Raw genomic sequence first — 14,434 nt, forward strand, 5'->3', positions numbered from 1 at the left:
AATTGCAATCGATTTCGAAATAGTTTTTTATAATGAATTTGAATTATTAATTTTAAAATACACAAGATCAATATTTAGTATAAATCGAATATTTGTGCAAAGATTAAAGTGAAATAATCATTTGGTTCAGAGGTGAAAGATCACCATACAATTTAGGATAATTAACAGGGATAGAAAAGTAAAATTAAACTCACAGTCATGAAAATTAAAATTTTTAAGGGAGATATTACCAAACTAAAAACCGATGCCATTGTAAATGCAGCAAACAGAAGCCTACTGGGAGGAGGAGGAGTTGATGGAGCAATACACAGAGCTGCAGGTCCCGAACTATTAAAAGAGTGTCGCACACTTAATGGTTGTTCAACAGGAGAAGCCAAAATTACAAAAGCATATAACTTAGCTTGCAAACACGTTATACATACGGTTGGTCCTGTTTGGAGCGGAGGCAATTATGATGAAGATCAGTTGCTAAAAAGTTGCTACAAAGAGAGCATAAAGCTTGCTGAGAAGTATAAATTACAAAGCATTGCATTCCCCAATATCAGCACAGGTGTTTATCGCTATCCTAAAGAGGAAGCTGCCGAAATTGCCATTAAAACCGTTCGGAAACAATTGGCAAAATGCAAACACTTAAAAGAGCTTGTGTTTTGCGTATTCGATGATGAAAACTTTAAACTTTACAATGAATTACTTTAAATGGAGATGGTTTCTTCTACCGTTTCTTTATGATTCCATCGCTTGTATTTACCCCAGTTCAACATTTTTGTATATCCCTTTTCTTCTAAAAAGATAATTACATTTTGTGTTTTAATGGTTAAATCACAATACAATATCAATGCCTTATCTTTAGGAATTTTAGAGTACCATTTTTCTACATCATGATGTGGAAAACTTTTGGCATTGGGGATATGTCCCATTAGGAAATATTCCTCTTCCCTAACATCAAGGATCCAAATGTCATCTTGTTGTTCCTGTGTAAGCTCCAAAAGTCTATCTGGATTCAAAAATTCTTTCAAATCCTCTCCTTCAGAAGATACATATGCGAAATAATTTGGCACATGAATAAAATACCAATACACGCCAAACCCAACAGCAACAACTGATACAATTAATAAAATTAAATTCATAGGCAGTAAATCAACACCGAAAAAATAGTCTGTTCTAATGTGATTTGCAAAAAAAAATCTCCTTCAAGGAGATTTTAATTTTATTCTGTTTAATAAGTCGACTGCGTATACAATTATCTTTTCATCGTAGCAATAAAAGTATCGCTATCAAGAAAGAAATCAAGTGCATCATTAATTGATGGTAAAATTACATCAACATGATCGATAATATCTTTATGAATTCCTTCTGCCTGAAGCGTAGCCACTGAAATTAATGATTGAACGAACAATCCTATATCGATACGTGCATTACCAATAGCAGCAACATTTTGACTTCCCAAAGAAAGCAATACATCTTCTTTTTCTCTTGAGTTGCTTGCTTCATAATAAGCAATACCACTGGACAATGCTAAATCTCTTGCATTACCACGTTGGTCTGATGAAATCATAACCACGTTAACTCCTAACATTTGCAAACGATGAATTCTTTCCACCACACCAGGAACCATTTCACCTTTAACGGTTAATGTTCCATTCGAATCTACCACCAAAGTATCAATAGTAATCGTTCCAACTCCTGGAACCGCATAATTTAAACTCATAGATTAATGTTTTAATTTCAATCACAAAATAAGGATTTTTAAACAATTTATATAGGTTTAAAAACACTATTAATCGCCTTATTCTATACTAAAAATGGGTATTAATACCATTTTTATAATGATTTAAAATCGATAACTAACACCAATTGAAAAGTTCTCTTTAAACTGAACTTTCGATCCGGTATCGTCATCAGAGATCAAATGAGTTGAAAATTTAGATGACAAGTACTGATTAATTGGCATGGTAAGACTTAATTCCCAATCAACATCTATATTCTTAGGCTTTTCGCTGTAATTCGAGTACAAAGTAAGTTTGTTTACCAGCACTAAATCTTCCCAAAACTTTAATTTATGAGAAAGGTTTACATACGAACCCACCTCTTTTTTAACCTTCTTATCCTTATCAACACCATAAGCAGTCTGATCGATATTTGCTGTATCCTTAACAATAGTATACTTGGCTGAAAGTGGTGAAAGAAGAACTGAAAAATTCTTATTGGGTTTATAATCCATACCGACAGAAGCAATGATATATGCCGGTGCAAAAAAGTTCGACTTTAATACTCTCGGACCATCACTCGGATAAGAATAACCTTTTACCATCTGAGTCTTTAAATTGAACTGAGCAGAATAATACCAATTCTTTACCGCTTTTTGCCCATACTTCGTGTTAAACTCAATTCTATCTTCGTTCTTTCTAAATCCATTTTCCCCTGATTTTAACAATCCATATTTTACTTTTAGGCTATTGTCCCAGGTATGCTTCCCTCTTTTATAATTTGCAAATGCCTCAAGTGTTGAAGTAGTAGCCATGGAACTCTCTCCACCTCGAGACCAACTATCACTTACATGACCTTGATTAAAAGCCATCCCAACAGTTGCACCTACTTTCCAGATCTGCGAATAGCGTTTGTATTTTCCCAGTTTGGCTAATGCATATTGATCTGCTCTTTCTTTTTTCTCTAACAACACTCTTGTTCCTCGAACTTTTGTTCGTTGCACCGATTGCTGATAAACATCATCATCAACCAAAATTCTCACCGATCGATCTGATGTATTCTGTATCCAAATTCCAATGGAATCTCGTTTGTTCTTTTTCAACCAAAATCTCTTATAGTCTTGTCTGCCATTGTTAATCCAAAACTTTATAGAATCATTCATAAAGTTACGCACTCCAAGAAATACAGAGTCTCGGCTAATCTCTCTTATCCATTGGTGCACCGGATCGTGTTCCACGTAATTATACAACTCATCCAAAGCTTCAGTCTTCCATGTCTCATGACTTTCTCTTTCCTCAATTACCGGTAAGTCTGGCTGGTAGCTTAATACCTTTTCAAGTTCAATTTGCTTTTTAACTTCTCTTAAAGCTTCTTCAGTTTTTCTCTTTTCTATATAATCCTTAAGGTAAAAAACCATATTTCGGATGCTATCATTCCCCACATACTGAAGCAAAGTATTTACCGCATTACGAACAGAATCGGTTTGATGTTGATTTGGAGCATAGTCCACTGCTAGTTCACGTACAATAAACCTGAATCCAACATTTTCAATATGATTCAGAGGATCTTTTATAGGATGTAAAACAGAATCGTGGGTAAAATGCTTTAGCGAATCAGTTGCATTGTGTTTTATTTTATAAACCGACTCTTCAAATCGAATGGTATCCAGAAGCAAAGAGTCTTTTTGCAACCGTGTTGTACTTTGAGATAACAAAACAAATGGCTGAATTACAATCAGCAATACAAGAAAATATCGAATCATTGGGCTTAGCTCTGTTCGGATTAATAATTTGGGCTTTTGGAACATACACTAACCAAATACAATCCTATCATATTTGGTTTGTGCAAAAATGTCAATTTTATTTTGTTCTTAAAAGCATTTATGCGGGCAATCTAATCAAAAAATGGACCAAAATATCGTTTGTATCTAAAGGATTCCCAATTCAATCGTTTGCATATTTTTAGTCCTTAATTTTTGTTTCAAGCCAAAAAGTTTTATTTTTGCCAACAGTAGAAAATTCAGAAAGCATGGAAATTAAATTTCAACTTCCTAAACTGACACACAAAGTCTACCTTAACATCAAAAACAGAGACGAGTTTCACTTCTAATCCGTCTCAGGACATTTCTGTCCCATATTTTCAATACAATATTTAATAACGATTCTTTGATCAGAGAAATATTTCCGATCAGTTCTTATTACATATCCGTATTTCATTATTTGGCTAACTCAATACCACAACAATGTAATTGATGGATTTGTAGTACCCACAAATATTTTGGGCACCATAAATCGAACCAAAGACAATACTTGTAACAAACAAAATATTAAGCAATTAAATAAAAATATTATCATGGAAATTCCATTTGCAGAATCATACAAAATCAAGATGGTTGAAACCATCAGAAGAAGTACTCGTGAAGAAAGAGAACAATGGTTAAAAGATGCCAACTACAACTTATTTAACCTTAAAAGTGATCAGGTTTTTATTGACCTATTAACCGATTCTGGTACAGGTGCAATGAGTGACAAACAATGGTCAGCTATGATGTTAGGTGACGAAAGTTACGCAGGTGCTCGTTCATACTACAACATGAAGGAGGCAATGAAAAACATTTTGGGTTTTGATCACTTCTTGCCTACTCACCAAGGACGTGCTGCTGAAAACGTATTGTTCTCTGTTTTGGTTAAAGATGGCGATGTTGTTCCTGGAAACTCTCACTTCGACACTACAAAAGGACATATCGAATTTAGAAAAGCTAAAGCTGTTGATTGTACTATTGATGAAGCTTTCGATACTGAAATTGATCACCCATTTAAAGGAAACCTTGACCTTATAAAATTAGAATCTGTTCTTTCAACTTATCCAAAAGAGCAAATTCCAATGATCATTGTCACTGTAACTTGTAACACTTCAGGAGGTCAGCCTGTTTCTATGGCTAACATTAAAGCTGTTAAAGAACTGGCTGACAAGTATGAAGTTCCTGTATGTTTCGACTCTGCTCGTTTCGCTGAGAATGCATATTTCATCAAAACTCGTGAAGAAGGTTATGCTGATAAAACAATCAAAGAAATTGTATTGGAGATGTACTCATATGCTGATATGGCAACCATGAGTTCTAAGAAAGATGCAATTGTGAATATGGGTGGTTTCATTGGTATGAAGAGCGAAGAACTTTGGAAAAAAGCTTCTACTTATAACATCATGTTCGAAGGATATGTTACTTATGGTGGTATGTCAGGTCGCGACATGAATGCATTGGCTCAAGGTTTGGATGAAGGTACTGAATTTGACTATTTGGAAACTCGTATCAAGCAAGTAGAATACCTTGGTGGTAAATTGGAAGAGTATGGTATCCCATTCCAAAAACCAATTGGTGGTCACGCTATTTTCGTAGATGCTAAGAAAATTTTAGCTCACATTCCAAAAGAAGAATACCAAGCACAAACTTTAGGTTGCGAATTGTATTTAGAAGCTGGTATTCGCGGTGTTGAAATTGGAACCATTCTAGCAGATAGAGATCCAGAAACCAGAGAAAACCGTTACCCTGATTTGGAATTGTTGCGTTTGGCTATTCCTAGAAGAACCTATACCAACAATCACATGGATGTAATTGCTGCAGCTCTTAAAAATGTTTACGATCGCAGACACGAAATCAAACATGGTTTCAAAATTGTTGACGAAGCTCCAATTATGAGACACTTTACAGTGCAGTTGGAAAAGATAGACTAAGACAAAATCACAACTACATACTTTCAAGGCTCCCTTCGGGGGGCTTTTTTTATGCTTTTAAATAAAGAAATCATTCTTTAATAATTTTTATTTTTTCAGAACTTCAAAATTGCTTAATTTTAAGAATAGTCATTATATCAGCAAAATAAGAACACTAACCTCTATTTTAAATAAAGAAAAAAAGAAGCAAACTCTAACCTAAATTAACGAACTATGACTACAATTGATCTTAAGGTAACTTTACAATTGAACGAAGAGGATTATTTTAAAGTTGGTGATCACATCTTCACTAAAAATGAAAAATTAAAATCTGTTGAAGAAAGATTACACTTCTGTGGATCATCTGCAATTAAAGCCTTCAAAGAGTACGAAAGCTTATTGACTATGGAAATCATGGACAATTGGTCAAAGCTGATCAAAGCTTTAAATCAAACCACTTCGTGCTGTGCCGTATGGGATAATCGAAAAATTATCCAGGAATTAATTGAAAAGAAAGAACACCCTGTATCGTGGTATGTTGAAAATTGTAGAATCTGCTAACTGCCCAAAAACTAACAATTGAAAAGACTTTCCTTCGGGAAGGTCTTTTTATTTTCCATTAAATCTACATATAGAACCTTATTGTACAGCATAATAAACTGCAACAAAATGCGATAAACTCCCACCGAACACAAACAAGTGCCAAATAAAATGATTAAAAGGCAATCTCTTCCACACATAAAATATCACACCTAAGGTATAGAATGCACCTCCAATGATAATCCAATGCAAACTTAAGGTAGGAAGTACTGCACTAAATGCATCAAAGTTAAAAACAAGAATATAGCCCATAAACAAATACATCAACAGGGAAATCCATTTGTATCTTCCCAACAAGAATAGTTTATATACAATACCAAATCCTACTAAAACCCACAAAATTGCCAGATAGATTTTACCTAGCATATTATCCAGATAAATTACCAAAAAAGGTGTGTATGTTCCAGCAATCATCACAAATATGCTAATGTGATCCATTTTTCTGAACATGCTCCTTTTAGGATGATCAATCATGTAATGATACAATGCAGAAGAAAAATAAAGCAGAAGAAAACCTAACAGAAAAATAAGAACAGCCAATAATCCTTTCCAGGTTTGCGTTTCCCATGCCTGATACATCAACCAAGTTCCAGCTGGAATTACAAAGAGTACTCCTGCAAAATGAGAAATCCAGTTCCACAATTCATGAAGAGATTCCTGACTGTTAAAAAACCTCTTCTTATCCTCTTTAATTCGACTTGTTATTAGTAGCAACCACTTCATATATCCACTCCTTCTTGTTTGGGAAATTAAATTTCCGAAAAATAGATGAAGACACAAAGCAATTTATGTGAGTAAAAATTCCGAATGGAATAATATATTGCCAGACTCTTCGTTTTTTGATACCTTGGAGCTTCAATTATTACTTGGTATAAAAATTTAATCACAGAATGAAAAAATACTTTTATCTAATTATAATTTCTACAATGCTTTGGTCCTGTGCCGAAATGCAAGCCGTAATAGATCAGTACAATCTGGAACAATACCGTCCTCTAACTGATGGTGAAGTATCCTCAGGTTTAAAGGAAGCCTTAAAGGTAGGTAGTGTAAATGCAGCCAATATCTTGTCAATTGAAGATGGCTTTTATAAAGATGAATTGGTAAAGATCCTACTTCCTCCAGAAGCTCAAAAAATATCGAAGAATATTAACATGATTCCGGGAGGAAAGAATTTAATCGATAAAGTAGAAATAAGATTAAACCGTGCTGCCGAAGATGCAGTGAAAGAAGCCGCACCTATTTTTGCTTCGGCCATTACGGAAATGACCATTGCAGATGCTTTTGGTATTTTAAAAGGTAATGATGATGCAGCAACCCAATATTTAAAAGGCAAAACATCCAATAAGCTAAAAGACTTATTCATGCCAAAGGTTAAGGCATCACTAGATAAAAAACTGGTAGCTAACATTTCTACTAACGAATCGTGGAACCTACTTACCAGCAATTACAATAAGGTGGCTGGTAGTTTTGCCGGTCAATTGGCAAATCTACAACCTGTAAATACAAAATTAGATGATTACGTTACACAAAAAGCTTTGGATGCCCTGTTTTTAAAAGTTGCAGAAGAAGAAAAACAAATCAGAAAAGATCCACTAAAACGCGTCAGTAATATTCTGAAAAGAGTATTTGGTGAGTTGGATAAGTAAACAGTTATCTGAAATGAAACTTGAAACAAAACGCCTACTCCTTGAAAAATTGGAGATAAAACATGCAGAAGCTTTCTACTCCTACCGGTCGGATGCAGAAACCAATAAATACCAAGGCTGGATTCCATACGCATTGGAAGATTGTCAACACTTCATAAAAAACAGGATCGCCGAAGAGTTTAACGAAACAGGAACCTGGTATCAATTTGCCATTATACTGAAAGAATCGAATGAGATGATTGGTGATTTTGGTGTTCATTTTCTTGATGGCGACACGCACCAAGTAGAAATTGGATGTACCATTAATAAAAATTATCACCGAAAAGGTTATGCAAAGGAAGCTGTAAGCGCTGTACTCAACCATTTGTTTTGCAATTTGAAAAAACATAGAATTTCTGCTTCTGTTGATCCGCTAAACACAGGCTCAATTCGACTAATGGAAAGGCTTGGTTTTAGAAAAGAAGCTCATTTTAAAGAAAGCATTTTAATCAATGGAAAGTGGGTAGATGATGTAATTTATGCCATTTTAGACAAAGAATGGTTGGCTATAAACGATTAGTTTTTTCAACCTTCTCATTATCTAATCATTATAAAATCAATCAATTTAAAAGTTTTTTCTTTTAAGTATCATTTTTTTACCTACCTTTGGCTCGATATAAAGTCATAGGTCGAATTTATAATCGACTCTTTTAATTTCAATATTATTATTTGTTGCTATTCCATTCCAGGAATTAAATTAACAGGAGTATACGGGAGTTATTAAGAACTAAGACTTATTTCAAATTATTATTTTAATTTAATTACAATGGAAGGAACAGTAAAATTCTTTAACGAATCAAAAGGTTTTGGTTTTATCAAACCAGCTGATCAAGGTGATGATGTTTTCGTACACGTATCAGGTCTTGTTGACGAGATCAGAGAAAACGACAAAGTTGAATACGATGTTGAAAACGGAAGAAAAGGTTTAAACGCAGTAAATGTAAGAGTGATTGAATAATTGCTACACCTTTATAAGAAATTGAAAAAGCACCCCTAGAGGTGCTTTTTTTTATTGTCTAAATCGTATATCAAGTACTACTGACCTGATATATGGTATAATTTGAAAGTTACTTTTTTAAAGTAACATTAACGGCATTCATTCCTTTAGGACCACGCTCAGTATCGAACTCTACCTTATCGTTCTCCTTAATGGTATCTACCAATCCATTTACGTGTACAAAAATACTATCACCAGTACTTAAGTCCTTAATAAAACCATAGCCTTTGCTATCGTTGAAGAAATTTACAACTCCTTGTCTCTTTCCTTCCTCTTCTGCAAAGTCACCACTATTTCGGGCACCTAGCACAATATCTTCTGCATTAATTTCTTCCTTTTTCTTATCAGGATCTGGAGGTGTTGAAGTAATGTTTCCAAACTCATCTACATAAGCAATCATGTCATCCAGACTACTTTTCCCACCTGCTTCTTTGCGAGCCTCTTTACGTGCCTCTTTCTCTTTTCTCTTCTGCAGTTTTCTCTTTTCTTTCTCTTTTTTGTTATAAGTCTCTTGCGATCTTCCCATAAATTTTTTAGTGATACATTAATGATTAATAAAGCCTTAATGAATCGATTCAGATAATAGTTTGGCCTACTTCGCTCAAGACAGAAAGGTCCTGCAAGGTAAGAATTTATTTACACTCCTTAATCATTTTTACACAAAGCATTTTAAAATGATGGCATTTTTCCTAAAATAGTCCATTAATTATCATCAAAAATAAAAGAGAAATAATTATTTTAAGCTGATTAAAATTCAAACAAAACCCTTAAAACATGCAAAATAACGAAGGAAGAGAAGCCAAGCCAATAGAGCTAACGGCACAATCGGTAATTTACTTAAACGAAACCAGAAAATGGACCATGTTTTTTTCCATACTTGGATTCGTTTTTCTGGGAATACTACTAATTGCCGCAGTTTTCATGGCAACCATGTTTGGTGCTGTTGCAGGAGGCAACCTGCCATTTATGGGAAGTGGAATTGTAATGGGAGCATTTTATTTGCTTTTGGGTCTATTATACTTCTTCCCTATTTTTTATTTATACAAATTTTCGAAATACTCAAAAACTGCCATTTATAGTGAAGACAGTGAACAATTAAGTCTGGCATTTAAGTATTTGAAAAAACACTATAAGTTTATTGGCATTTTAAGCATCATACTTTTATCATTCTACGTTTTGGCATTTCTGATCATGTCAATTGCAGGTGGAATTGGAGCTTTCATGTAAAACATAGCCATCCATATAATATTAAACCTTCTCTGTTTTTCAGGGAAGGTTTTTTATTTGCAAAAAAATGCATTTAATAATATCAGTTTTTGTCGTAACTTGATTACATGCAACCCATTATGTATTATGCAAATCGAATAGCACTACTGATTTGTATTTAATCCCGATAACTACTGGGAAATCGATTGGCATAATACCTTAATTAATTAAAATGGTATTACATGTTACATTCAGAAAAAATTGATTTTACCAAACCATTTGCTCATCACGGAATTGGTGAAAATGCAGTTCAAATCATCGAGAAAGAAAAGCTATTGCCTGCAAGTCTCATCAACAAATTACATCATTGCTTTCCACAATACTCTATCTTAAAAGAGGAAAGTGCACCAATGTTTACCTCCAGTAAAAATCGTTACACAGGTATTGATGGTTTTAGAGAAATCATCTCTGTTCTAAACGCCAATGGCATTGATATCGGCTATATTGAAGAACGAGAGCTGTTCATTAATGTGTATCGATTTATGGCCACCAAGCATATTTTAAATACCATCAATTGGAAAGACTACAACAATGATTCTGTATTCCAATTGGTATTTCCTCAGCCCGGAATGATGAAAGCTGAACTGCTGGAAAAATATAGAAATGCCAAATCGGAAGAGGAAAAGCAACAAATTTGCGAGGATTACATTCACGATACCAACCCTCACGATGGCAAACAATTGCTAAACAAGGCATGTTTCGAAAATGAGCATGGCGATTTTGAAATTCTGGATGGTAGTCAGCACAAATACCCACAATGCTTTCTTGTATTTGATAAAAGCACACAAAGCTGTTTTGCATTCTGCAACTATTGTTTCCGTCACGCACAGGTAAGAGGCGACGAAGACATGTTCATACAGGAAGATATCGATCAGGTTCATAACTATCTGCGAGAACACAAAGAGGTTACTGACATTTTACTAACTGGTGGCGATGGTGGCTTAATGCCTTATTCCCGTTTGAAGGAGTATTTATTGCCATTTACCACCGATCCTGAATTGTCGCACATTAGAAACATCCGCATGGCTTCCAGAAGTTTGACCTTCGATCCTCAAATAATCATCAAGCAAAGCTTTGATAACACATTAGCACTCTACAAAGAGTTAATCGACCATGGAATTCAAGTGATTTGGATGGGACATTTCTCAGGCCCAAAAGAATTGATGAACCTGACCACCATTGCGGCTGTTCGACGCTTAAGAGCCACAGGGATCACAGTTAAAAGTCAGAGCCCAATCATGAAACACATCAGCTTGTTCCCAGATGCTAATGGAGGAATCGACATCGATAAATCTGCTCAAAACTGGATAGATCTGGGACATGTGCTCATGATGCTGGGCATAGGCTTCCACTCGATGTATTATGCTCGTCCAACAGGAGAACACCATTACTTCACTGCACCATTAGCCGATATCAATAAGGTATTTAGCCAGATCTATAGAAGTCTTCCATCGGTTGGTCGACCTTCAAGGTATATCTCAATGACCTCATCAGCAGGGAAAGCCTCCATGCTAGGGACAGTAGAGGTGAATGGAAAAACAGCCTTTGCTCTTAAATTCAATGAATCTAGGAATATGGAATGGATGGACAGGGTGTATTTGGCAGAATATGACGATGAACAAAACACCATCGAAAAACTAAAACCATTTGAAGGTGATAAATATTTCTATACAGATGAATTAGAAGCCATAGAAAAACAATTAGAAAGTAAATAAAAGATTATTTAAACAAAAGTATTTCTGTTCTATGATTAACAAAACAGTACAATCATTAGCCGAAGCCGTAAAAGACATTCACGATGGAGCCACCGTAATGATTAGTGGCTTTGGTGAAGCAGGCAGTCCCATTGAATTAATTCACGCCTTAATTGATCAGGGTGCAAAAGATTTGACCGTGGTGAGCAACAATACCGGAAGTGGAAATGTAGGTCTGGCAGCCTTAATCGAACAAAGAAGAGTGAAAAAGATGATCTGTTCATTTCCAAGGACTACCAACTCCACAGTATTTCCTGAATTGTACACTGCCGGAGAAATAGAATTGGAACTCGTACCACAGGGAACTTTAGCTGAAAGGATCAGAGCTGGCGGGGCTGGCATTCCTGCATTCTACACGCCTGCTTCGGTAAACACTCCTTTGGCGGAAGGCAAAGAGTGCAGACTGTTTGAAGGAATAGAATATGTAATGGAAAAAGGCATTAAAGCCGATTTCTCTCTGGTAAAATGCGAACTGGCCGATCGTTATGGCAATTTAACCTATCATGCCACTGCCCGTAATTTCGGACCCATCATGTGTACCGCTGCCAAAACAAGTATTGTTCAGGTCAGAAAGATAGTAGAAGCTGGTGCAATAGATCCTGAAATCGTGGTCACACCAGGAATTTTTGTAAATCATATCATCGAAGTTTCCCATCCTGCCAATGAATCGGATTTGGTGGCACAAAAATTTACATACCCATGGTAGAAAAGCAAGTAAATATCGGCTGGAGCAAGACTGAAATGGCACAAAATGTAGCCATGGACATTCCCGATGGTTCCTATGTGAATCTCGGAATTGGCATGCCCGAAATGGTAGCCGACTTTGTACCTGAAGGTCGGGAACTGATCTATCAGACAGAGAATGGCCTGCTAGGAATGGGCGCTGTTCCAATGTCCGGACAAGAAGATCCTGAGTTGATAAACGCAGGCAAAAAACCTGTGACCACCATCCCTGGAGCTTGTTTCTTTCATCATGCAGATAGTTTTACAATGATTAGAGGCGGACATATTGATGTTTGTGTTTTGGGCGCCATGCAAATCTCTAAAAATGGAGATTTGGCCAATTGGTCGACAGGTGCAGCCAATGCTATACCAGCCGTAGGAGGAGCAATGGATCTGGTAGCAGGTGTAAAAAAGATTCTGGTGATTACCAGGCACAACACCAAAGATGGCAAGCCCAAAATCCTGAATCAATGTAGCTACCCATTAACTGGAAAAGGGGTTGTGGATACCATTTATACCAACCTGGCCATCATCGATGTGAAAGAAGAAGGGCTTTTTGTGAGAAAACTAGGGCCCAATGTTGATTTTGAATACTTACAGGAACATACCGAAGCCAAACTATTTCAATAATCTTAATCATGGGAAAAGCTGATAACATTAATTACGAATCCAGCCTGAAGCTATACAACAGGGCGAAGAAAGTGATTACCGGTGGCGTAAGTAGAAATACCATTTTCCGCCGTCCTCATCCTTTCTATGTTGCACAGGCAAAAGGCAGTTATGTAACCGATATCGATGGCAATACCCGAATAGATTTTGCCAACAATATGGCCTCTTTGATTCATGGGCACTCCCACCCTGTTATTGTGGATGCCGTTACCGAGCAAATGCAAAACGGAACTGCCTACACTCTAGGAAGTGAGGTGGAGGTTGAGTTTGGTGAGTTGTTGGTAGAAAGAAATAAGGAGTTCGAGAAAATTAGGTTTGTAAACTCCGGCACCGAGGCAGTAATGTCGATGATTAAAGCAGCCAGGGCCTATACCGGAAACCCCAAAATTGCCAAGGCTGAAGGAGCTTATCATGGAACTTATGATTTTGCAGAAATTAGCCAGATTGCAGAACCTCACAATTGGGGAGATATCAATCAACCCAATTCGGTTCCGGTAACCTATGGCACGCCCGAAAGTGTAAAACAAGATGTGGTTGTATTCCCTTACAATGACATTAAACGTACCCTGAATTTATTGGAAGCAAACAAAGATGAACTGGCTTGTGTTTTGATTGATCCGGTCTCTCATCGAGTGGGAATGTACCCAATTGAAGAGGAGTTTTTAGTAGCTATATACAATTGGACCCGAAAAAATAAGGTGCTTTTGGTATTCGACGAGGTAGTAACCTATCGAGTGACTTATAGCGGAGCTCAACATTTGTATCCTGTAAAGCCTGATATGACTGCCCTTGGTAAAATTATAGGTGGAGGATTTCCTGTTGGTGCTATTGCCGGAGACGCTGAAATCATGTCGGTATTCGACCCCACGCAAAAGATAATTAAGCAACCTCATTCTGGTACCTTTTCGGCCAATCCGGTTACCATGATTGCAGGAAAAACAGCCATGCAATTGTACGACCGACAAGCAGTGGACGATATCAATAAAATGGCAGAAATTGCCAAACATCAAATTCGAGAAGCCATTCAGTTGGCCCATGTTCCTGTATCAATCACAGGAGCAGGATCGATGTTCCGTTTCCATTTTAGGTACAAACAGCCGCGTAATTATCGCGAAACCTATCAGTCTCCTGAAGAAAGAAAAGTGATTGTTGACCTTCTCGACTATCTTTTCATTCACGAAAACCTGATTCTGATCAACACCTTCGCCTGTATGTTTGCTACCACCATCAAACAGGCAGAAGTAGATCGTCTAACTCAATCCATGTACAATGGATTAAAAAAATACAAAGCTGCGATTCTTCAGTTTGCCAAATAAGTATGA

The 14,434-nt window shown here is 36.3% G+C and carries 16 protein-coding genes; 11 read left to right on the top strand and 5 right to left on the bottom strand.

Features of this window, described 5'->3' with window-relative positions; all coding sequences use genetic code 11:
* Positions 1-198: 198 nt before the first annotated feature.
* Entirely contained in the window at positions 199-696 is a 498-nt protein-coding gene (locus DF185_RS08220) for an O-acetyl-ADP-ribose deacetylase (RefSeq protein WP_110360274.1), read from the top strand.
* Here DF185_RS08220 and DF185_RS08225 read toward each other — a convergent pair.
* From DF185_RS08225 to DF185_RS08235, 3 genes are all read right to left on the bottom strand, one after another.
* On the bottom strand, positions 693-1,127 hold the full coding sequence (locus tag DF185_RS08225) for a rhodanese-like domain-containing protein (RefSeq protein ID WP_110360275.1): 435 nt from the start codon (positions 1,125-1,127) through the stop codon (positions 693-695). The genes DF185_RS08220 and DF185_RS08225 overlap by 4 nt on opposite strands.
* 113 nt (positions 1,128-1,240) lie before the next feature.
* On the bottom strand, positions 1,241-1,708 hold the full coding sequence (locus DF185_RS08230) for an HAD family hydrolase (RefSeq protein ID WP_110360276.1): 468 nt from the start codon (positions 1,706-1,708) through the stop codon (positions 1,241-1,243).
* Between the two features lie 123 nt (positions 1,709-1,831).
* The gene (locus DF185_RS08235) at positions 1,832-3,469 is read right to left on the bottom strand and encodes a DUF3078 domain-containing protein (protein WP_165835981.1); all 1,638 of its coding nucleotides are present in this window, start codon (positions 3,467-3,469) and stop codon (positions 1,832-1,834) included.
* 590 nt (positions 3,470-4,059) lie between these two features.
* Between DF185_RS08235 and tnaA the strand changes: the two genes are divergently transcribed.
* Together tnaA and DF185_RS08245 are read left to right on the top strand one after the other, a co-directional pair.
* A complete protein-coding gene (gene tnaA, locus DF185_RS08240; protein ID WP_110360599.1) occupies positions 4,060-5,439 on the top strand; it encodes a tryptophanase TnaA in 1,380 nt (459 codons plus the stop codon).
* Positions 5,440-5,652: 213 nt separating this feature from the next.
* Positions 5,653-5,979, top strand: coding sequence for a hypothetical protein (locus DF185_RS08245; protein ID WP_110360278.1), 327 nt, complete (start codon positions 5,653-5,655; stop codon positions 5,977-5,979).
* Between the two features lie 78 nt (positions 5,980-6,057).
* Here DF185_RS08245 and trhA read toward each other — a convergent pair whose 3' ends face one another.
* Entirely contained in the window at positions 6,058-6,741 is a 684-nt protein-coding gene (trhA, locus tag DF185_RS08250) for a PAQR family membrane homeostasis protein TrhA (RefSeq protein ID WP_110360279.1), read from the bottom strand.
* Positions 6,742-6,908: 167 nt separating this feature from the next.
* Between trhA and DF185_RS08255 the strand changes: the two genes are divergently transcribed.
* The 3 genes from DF185_RS08255 to DF185_RS08265 all read left to right on the top strand — a co-directional run bounded on the left by DF185_RS08255 (position 6,909) and on the right by DF185_RS08265 (position 8,661).
* Positions 6,909-7,664 carry a DUF4197 domain-containing protein gene (locus DF185_RS08255; protein WP_110360280.1) on the top strand — a complete coding sequence of 252 codons (756 nt, stop codon included), beginning with the start codon at positions 6,909-6,911 and terminating at the stop codon, positions 7,662-7,664.
* Positions 7,665-7,677: 13 nt separating this feature from the next.
* Entirely contained in the window at positions 7,678-8,223 is a 546-nt protein-coding gene (locus DF185_RS08260; RefSeq protein WP_110360281.1) for a GNAT family N-acetyltransferase, read from the top strand.
* 246 nt (positions 8,224-8,469) lie between these two features.
* A complete protein-coding gene (locus tag DF185_RS08265; protein ID WP_110360282.1) occupies positions 8,470-8,661 on the top strand; it encodes a cold-shock protein in 192 nt (63 codons plus the stop codon).
* A 109-nt stretch (positions 8,662-8,770) separates the two neighbouring features.
* Here the strand turns inward: DF185_RS08265 and DF185_RS08270 are convergent, their stop codons facing one another.
* Entirely contained in the window at positions 8,771-9,226 is a 456-nt protein-coding gene (locus DF185_RS08270; RefSeq protein WP_110360283.1) for a cold-shock protein, read from the bottom strand.
* A 248-nt stretch (positions 9,227-9,474) separates the two neighbouring features.
* Between DF185_RS08270 and DF185_RS08275 the strand changes: the two genes are divergently transcribed.
* The 5 genes from DF185_RS08275 (at position 9,475) to DF185_RS08295 (ending at position 14,428) form a co-directional block, all read left to right on the top strand.
* The gene (locus DF185_RS08275; protein WP_110360284.1) at positions 9,475-9,927 is read left to right on the top strand and encodes a DUF5362 family protein; all 453 of its coding nucleotides are present in this window, start codon (positions 9,475-9,477) and stop codon (positions 9,925-9,927) included.
* Positions 9,928-10,148: 221 nt separating this feature from the next.
* Entirely contained in the window at positions 10,149-11,681 is a 1,533-nt protein-coding gene (locus tag DF185_RS08280; RefSeq protein WP_207784607.1) for a hypothetical protein, read from the top strand.
* Between the two features lie 31 nt (positions 11,682-11,712).
* Entirely contained in the window at positions 11,713-12,426 is a 714-nt protein-coding gene (locus DF185_RS08285; protein ID WP_110360285.1) for a 3-oxoacid CoA-transferase subunit A, read from the top strand.
* Positions 12,420-13,073 carry a 3-oxoacid CoA-transferase subunit B gene (locus DF185_RS08290; protein WP_110360286.1) on the top strand — a complete coding sequence of 218 codons (654 nt, stop codon included), beginning with the start codon at positions 12,420-12,422 and terminating at the stop codon, positions 13,071-13,073. The genes DF185_RS08285 and DF185_RS08290 overlap by 7 nt, the downstream gene beginning before the upstream one ends.
* 8 nt (positions 13,074-13,081) lie before the next feature.
* On the top strand, positions 13,082-14,428 hold the full coding sequence (locus DF185_RS08295; RefSeq protein WP_110360287.1) for an aspartate aminotransferase family protein: 1,347 nt from the start codon (positions 13,082-13,084) through the stop codon (positions 14,426-14,428).
* Positions 14,429-14,434: the final 6 nt, after the last annotated feature.

Origin of the sequence: Marinifilum breve (assembly GCF_003202155.1) — a bacterium.
GTDB classification, from domain to species: Bacteria; Bacteroidota; Bacteroidia; order Bacteroidales; family Marinifilaceae; genus Marinifilum; species Marinifilum breve.

What these genes read in the sequence shown, in the direction of transcription:
- DF185_RS08245 (WP_110360278.1), top strand. Translation starts at nt 5,653, where the DNA reads ATGACTACAATTGATCTTAAGGTAACTTTACAATTGAACGAAGAGGAT.
- DF185_RS08225 (WP_110360275.1), bottom strand. Translation starts at nt 1,127, where the DNA reads ATGAATTTAATTTTATTAATTGTATCAGTTGTTGCTGTTGGGTTTGGC.
- tnaA (WP_110360599.1), top strand. Translation starts at nt 4,060, where the DNA reads ATGGAAATTCCATTTGCAGAATCATACAAAATCAAGATGGTTGAAACC.
- DF185_RS08280 (WP_207784607.1), top strand. Translation starts at nt 10,149, where the DNA reads ATGTTACATTCAGAAAAAATTGATTTTACCAAACCATTTGCTCATCAC.
- DF185_RS08220 (WP_110360274.1), top strand. Translation starts at nt 199, where the DNA reads ATGAAAATTAAAATTTTTAAGGGAGATATTACCAAACTAAAAACCGAT.
- trhA (WP_110360279.1), bottom strand. Translation starts at nt 6,741, where the DNA reads ATGAAGTGGTTGCTACTAATAACAAGTCGAATTAAAGAGGATAAGAAG.
- DF185_RS08265 (WP_110360282.1), top strand. Translation starts at nt 8,470, where the DNA reads ATGGAAGGAACAGTAAAATTCTTTAACGAATCAAAAGGTTTTGGTTTT.
- DF185_RS08270 (WP_110360283.1), bottom strand. Translation starts at nt 9,226, where the DNA reads ATGGGAAGATCGCAAGAGACTTATAACAAAAAAGAGAAAGAAAAGAGA.
- DF185_RS08290 (WP_110360286.1), top strand. Translation starts at nt 12,420, where the DNA reads ATGGTAGAAAAGCAAGTAAATATCGGCTGGAGCAAGACTGAAATGGCA.
- DF185_RS08235 (WP_165835981.1), bottom strand. Translation starts at nt 3,469, where the DNA reads ATGATTCGATATTTTCTTGTATTGCTGATTGTAATTCAGCCATTTGTT.
- DF185_RS08285 (WP_110360285.1), top strand. Translation starts at nt 11,713, where the DNA reads ATGATTAACAAAACAGTACAATCATTAGCCGAAGCCGTAAAAGACATT.
- DF185_RS08275 (WP_110360284.1), top strand. Translation starts at nt 9,475, where the DNA reads ATGCAAAATAACGAAGGAAGAGAAGCCAAGCCAATAGAGCTAACGGCA.
- DF185_RS08260 (WP_110360281.1), top strand. Translation starts at nt 7,678, where the DNA reads ATGAAACTTGAAACAAAACGCCTACTCCTTGAAAAATTGGAGATAAAA.
- DF185_RS08255 (WP_110360280.1), top strand. Translation starts at nt 6,909, where the DNA reads ATGAAAAAATACTTTTATCTAATTATAATTTCTACAATGCTTTGGTCC.
- DF185_RS08295 (WP_110360287.1), top strand. Translation starts at nt 13,082, where the DNA reads ATGGGAAAAGCTGATAACATTAATTACGAATCCAGCCTGAAGCTATAC.
- DF185_RS08230 (WP_110360276.1), bottom strand. Translation starts at nt 1,708, where the DNA reads ATGAGTTTAAATTATGCGGTTCCAGGAGTTGGAACGATTACTATTGAT.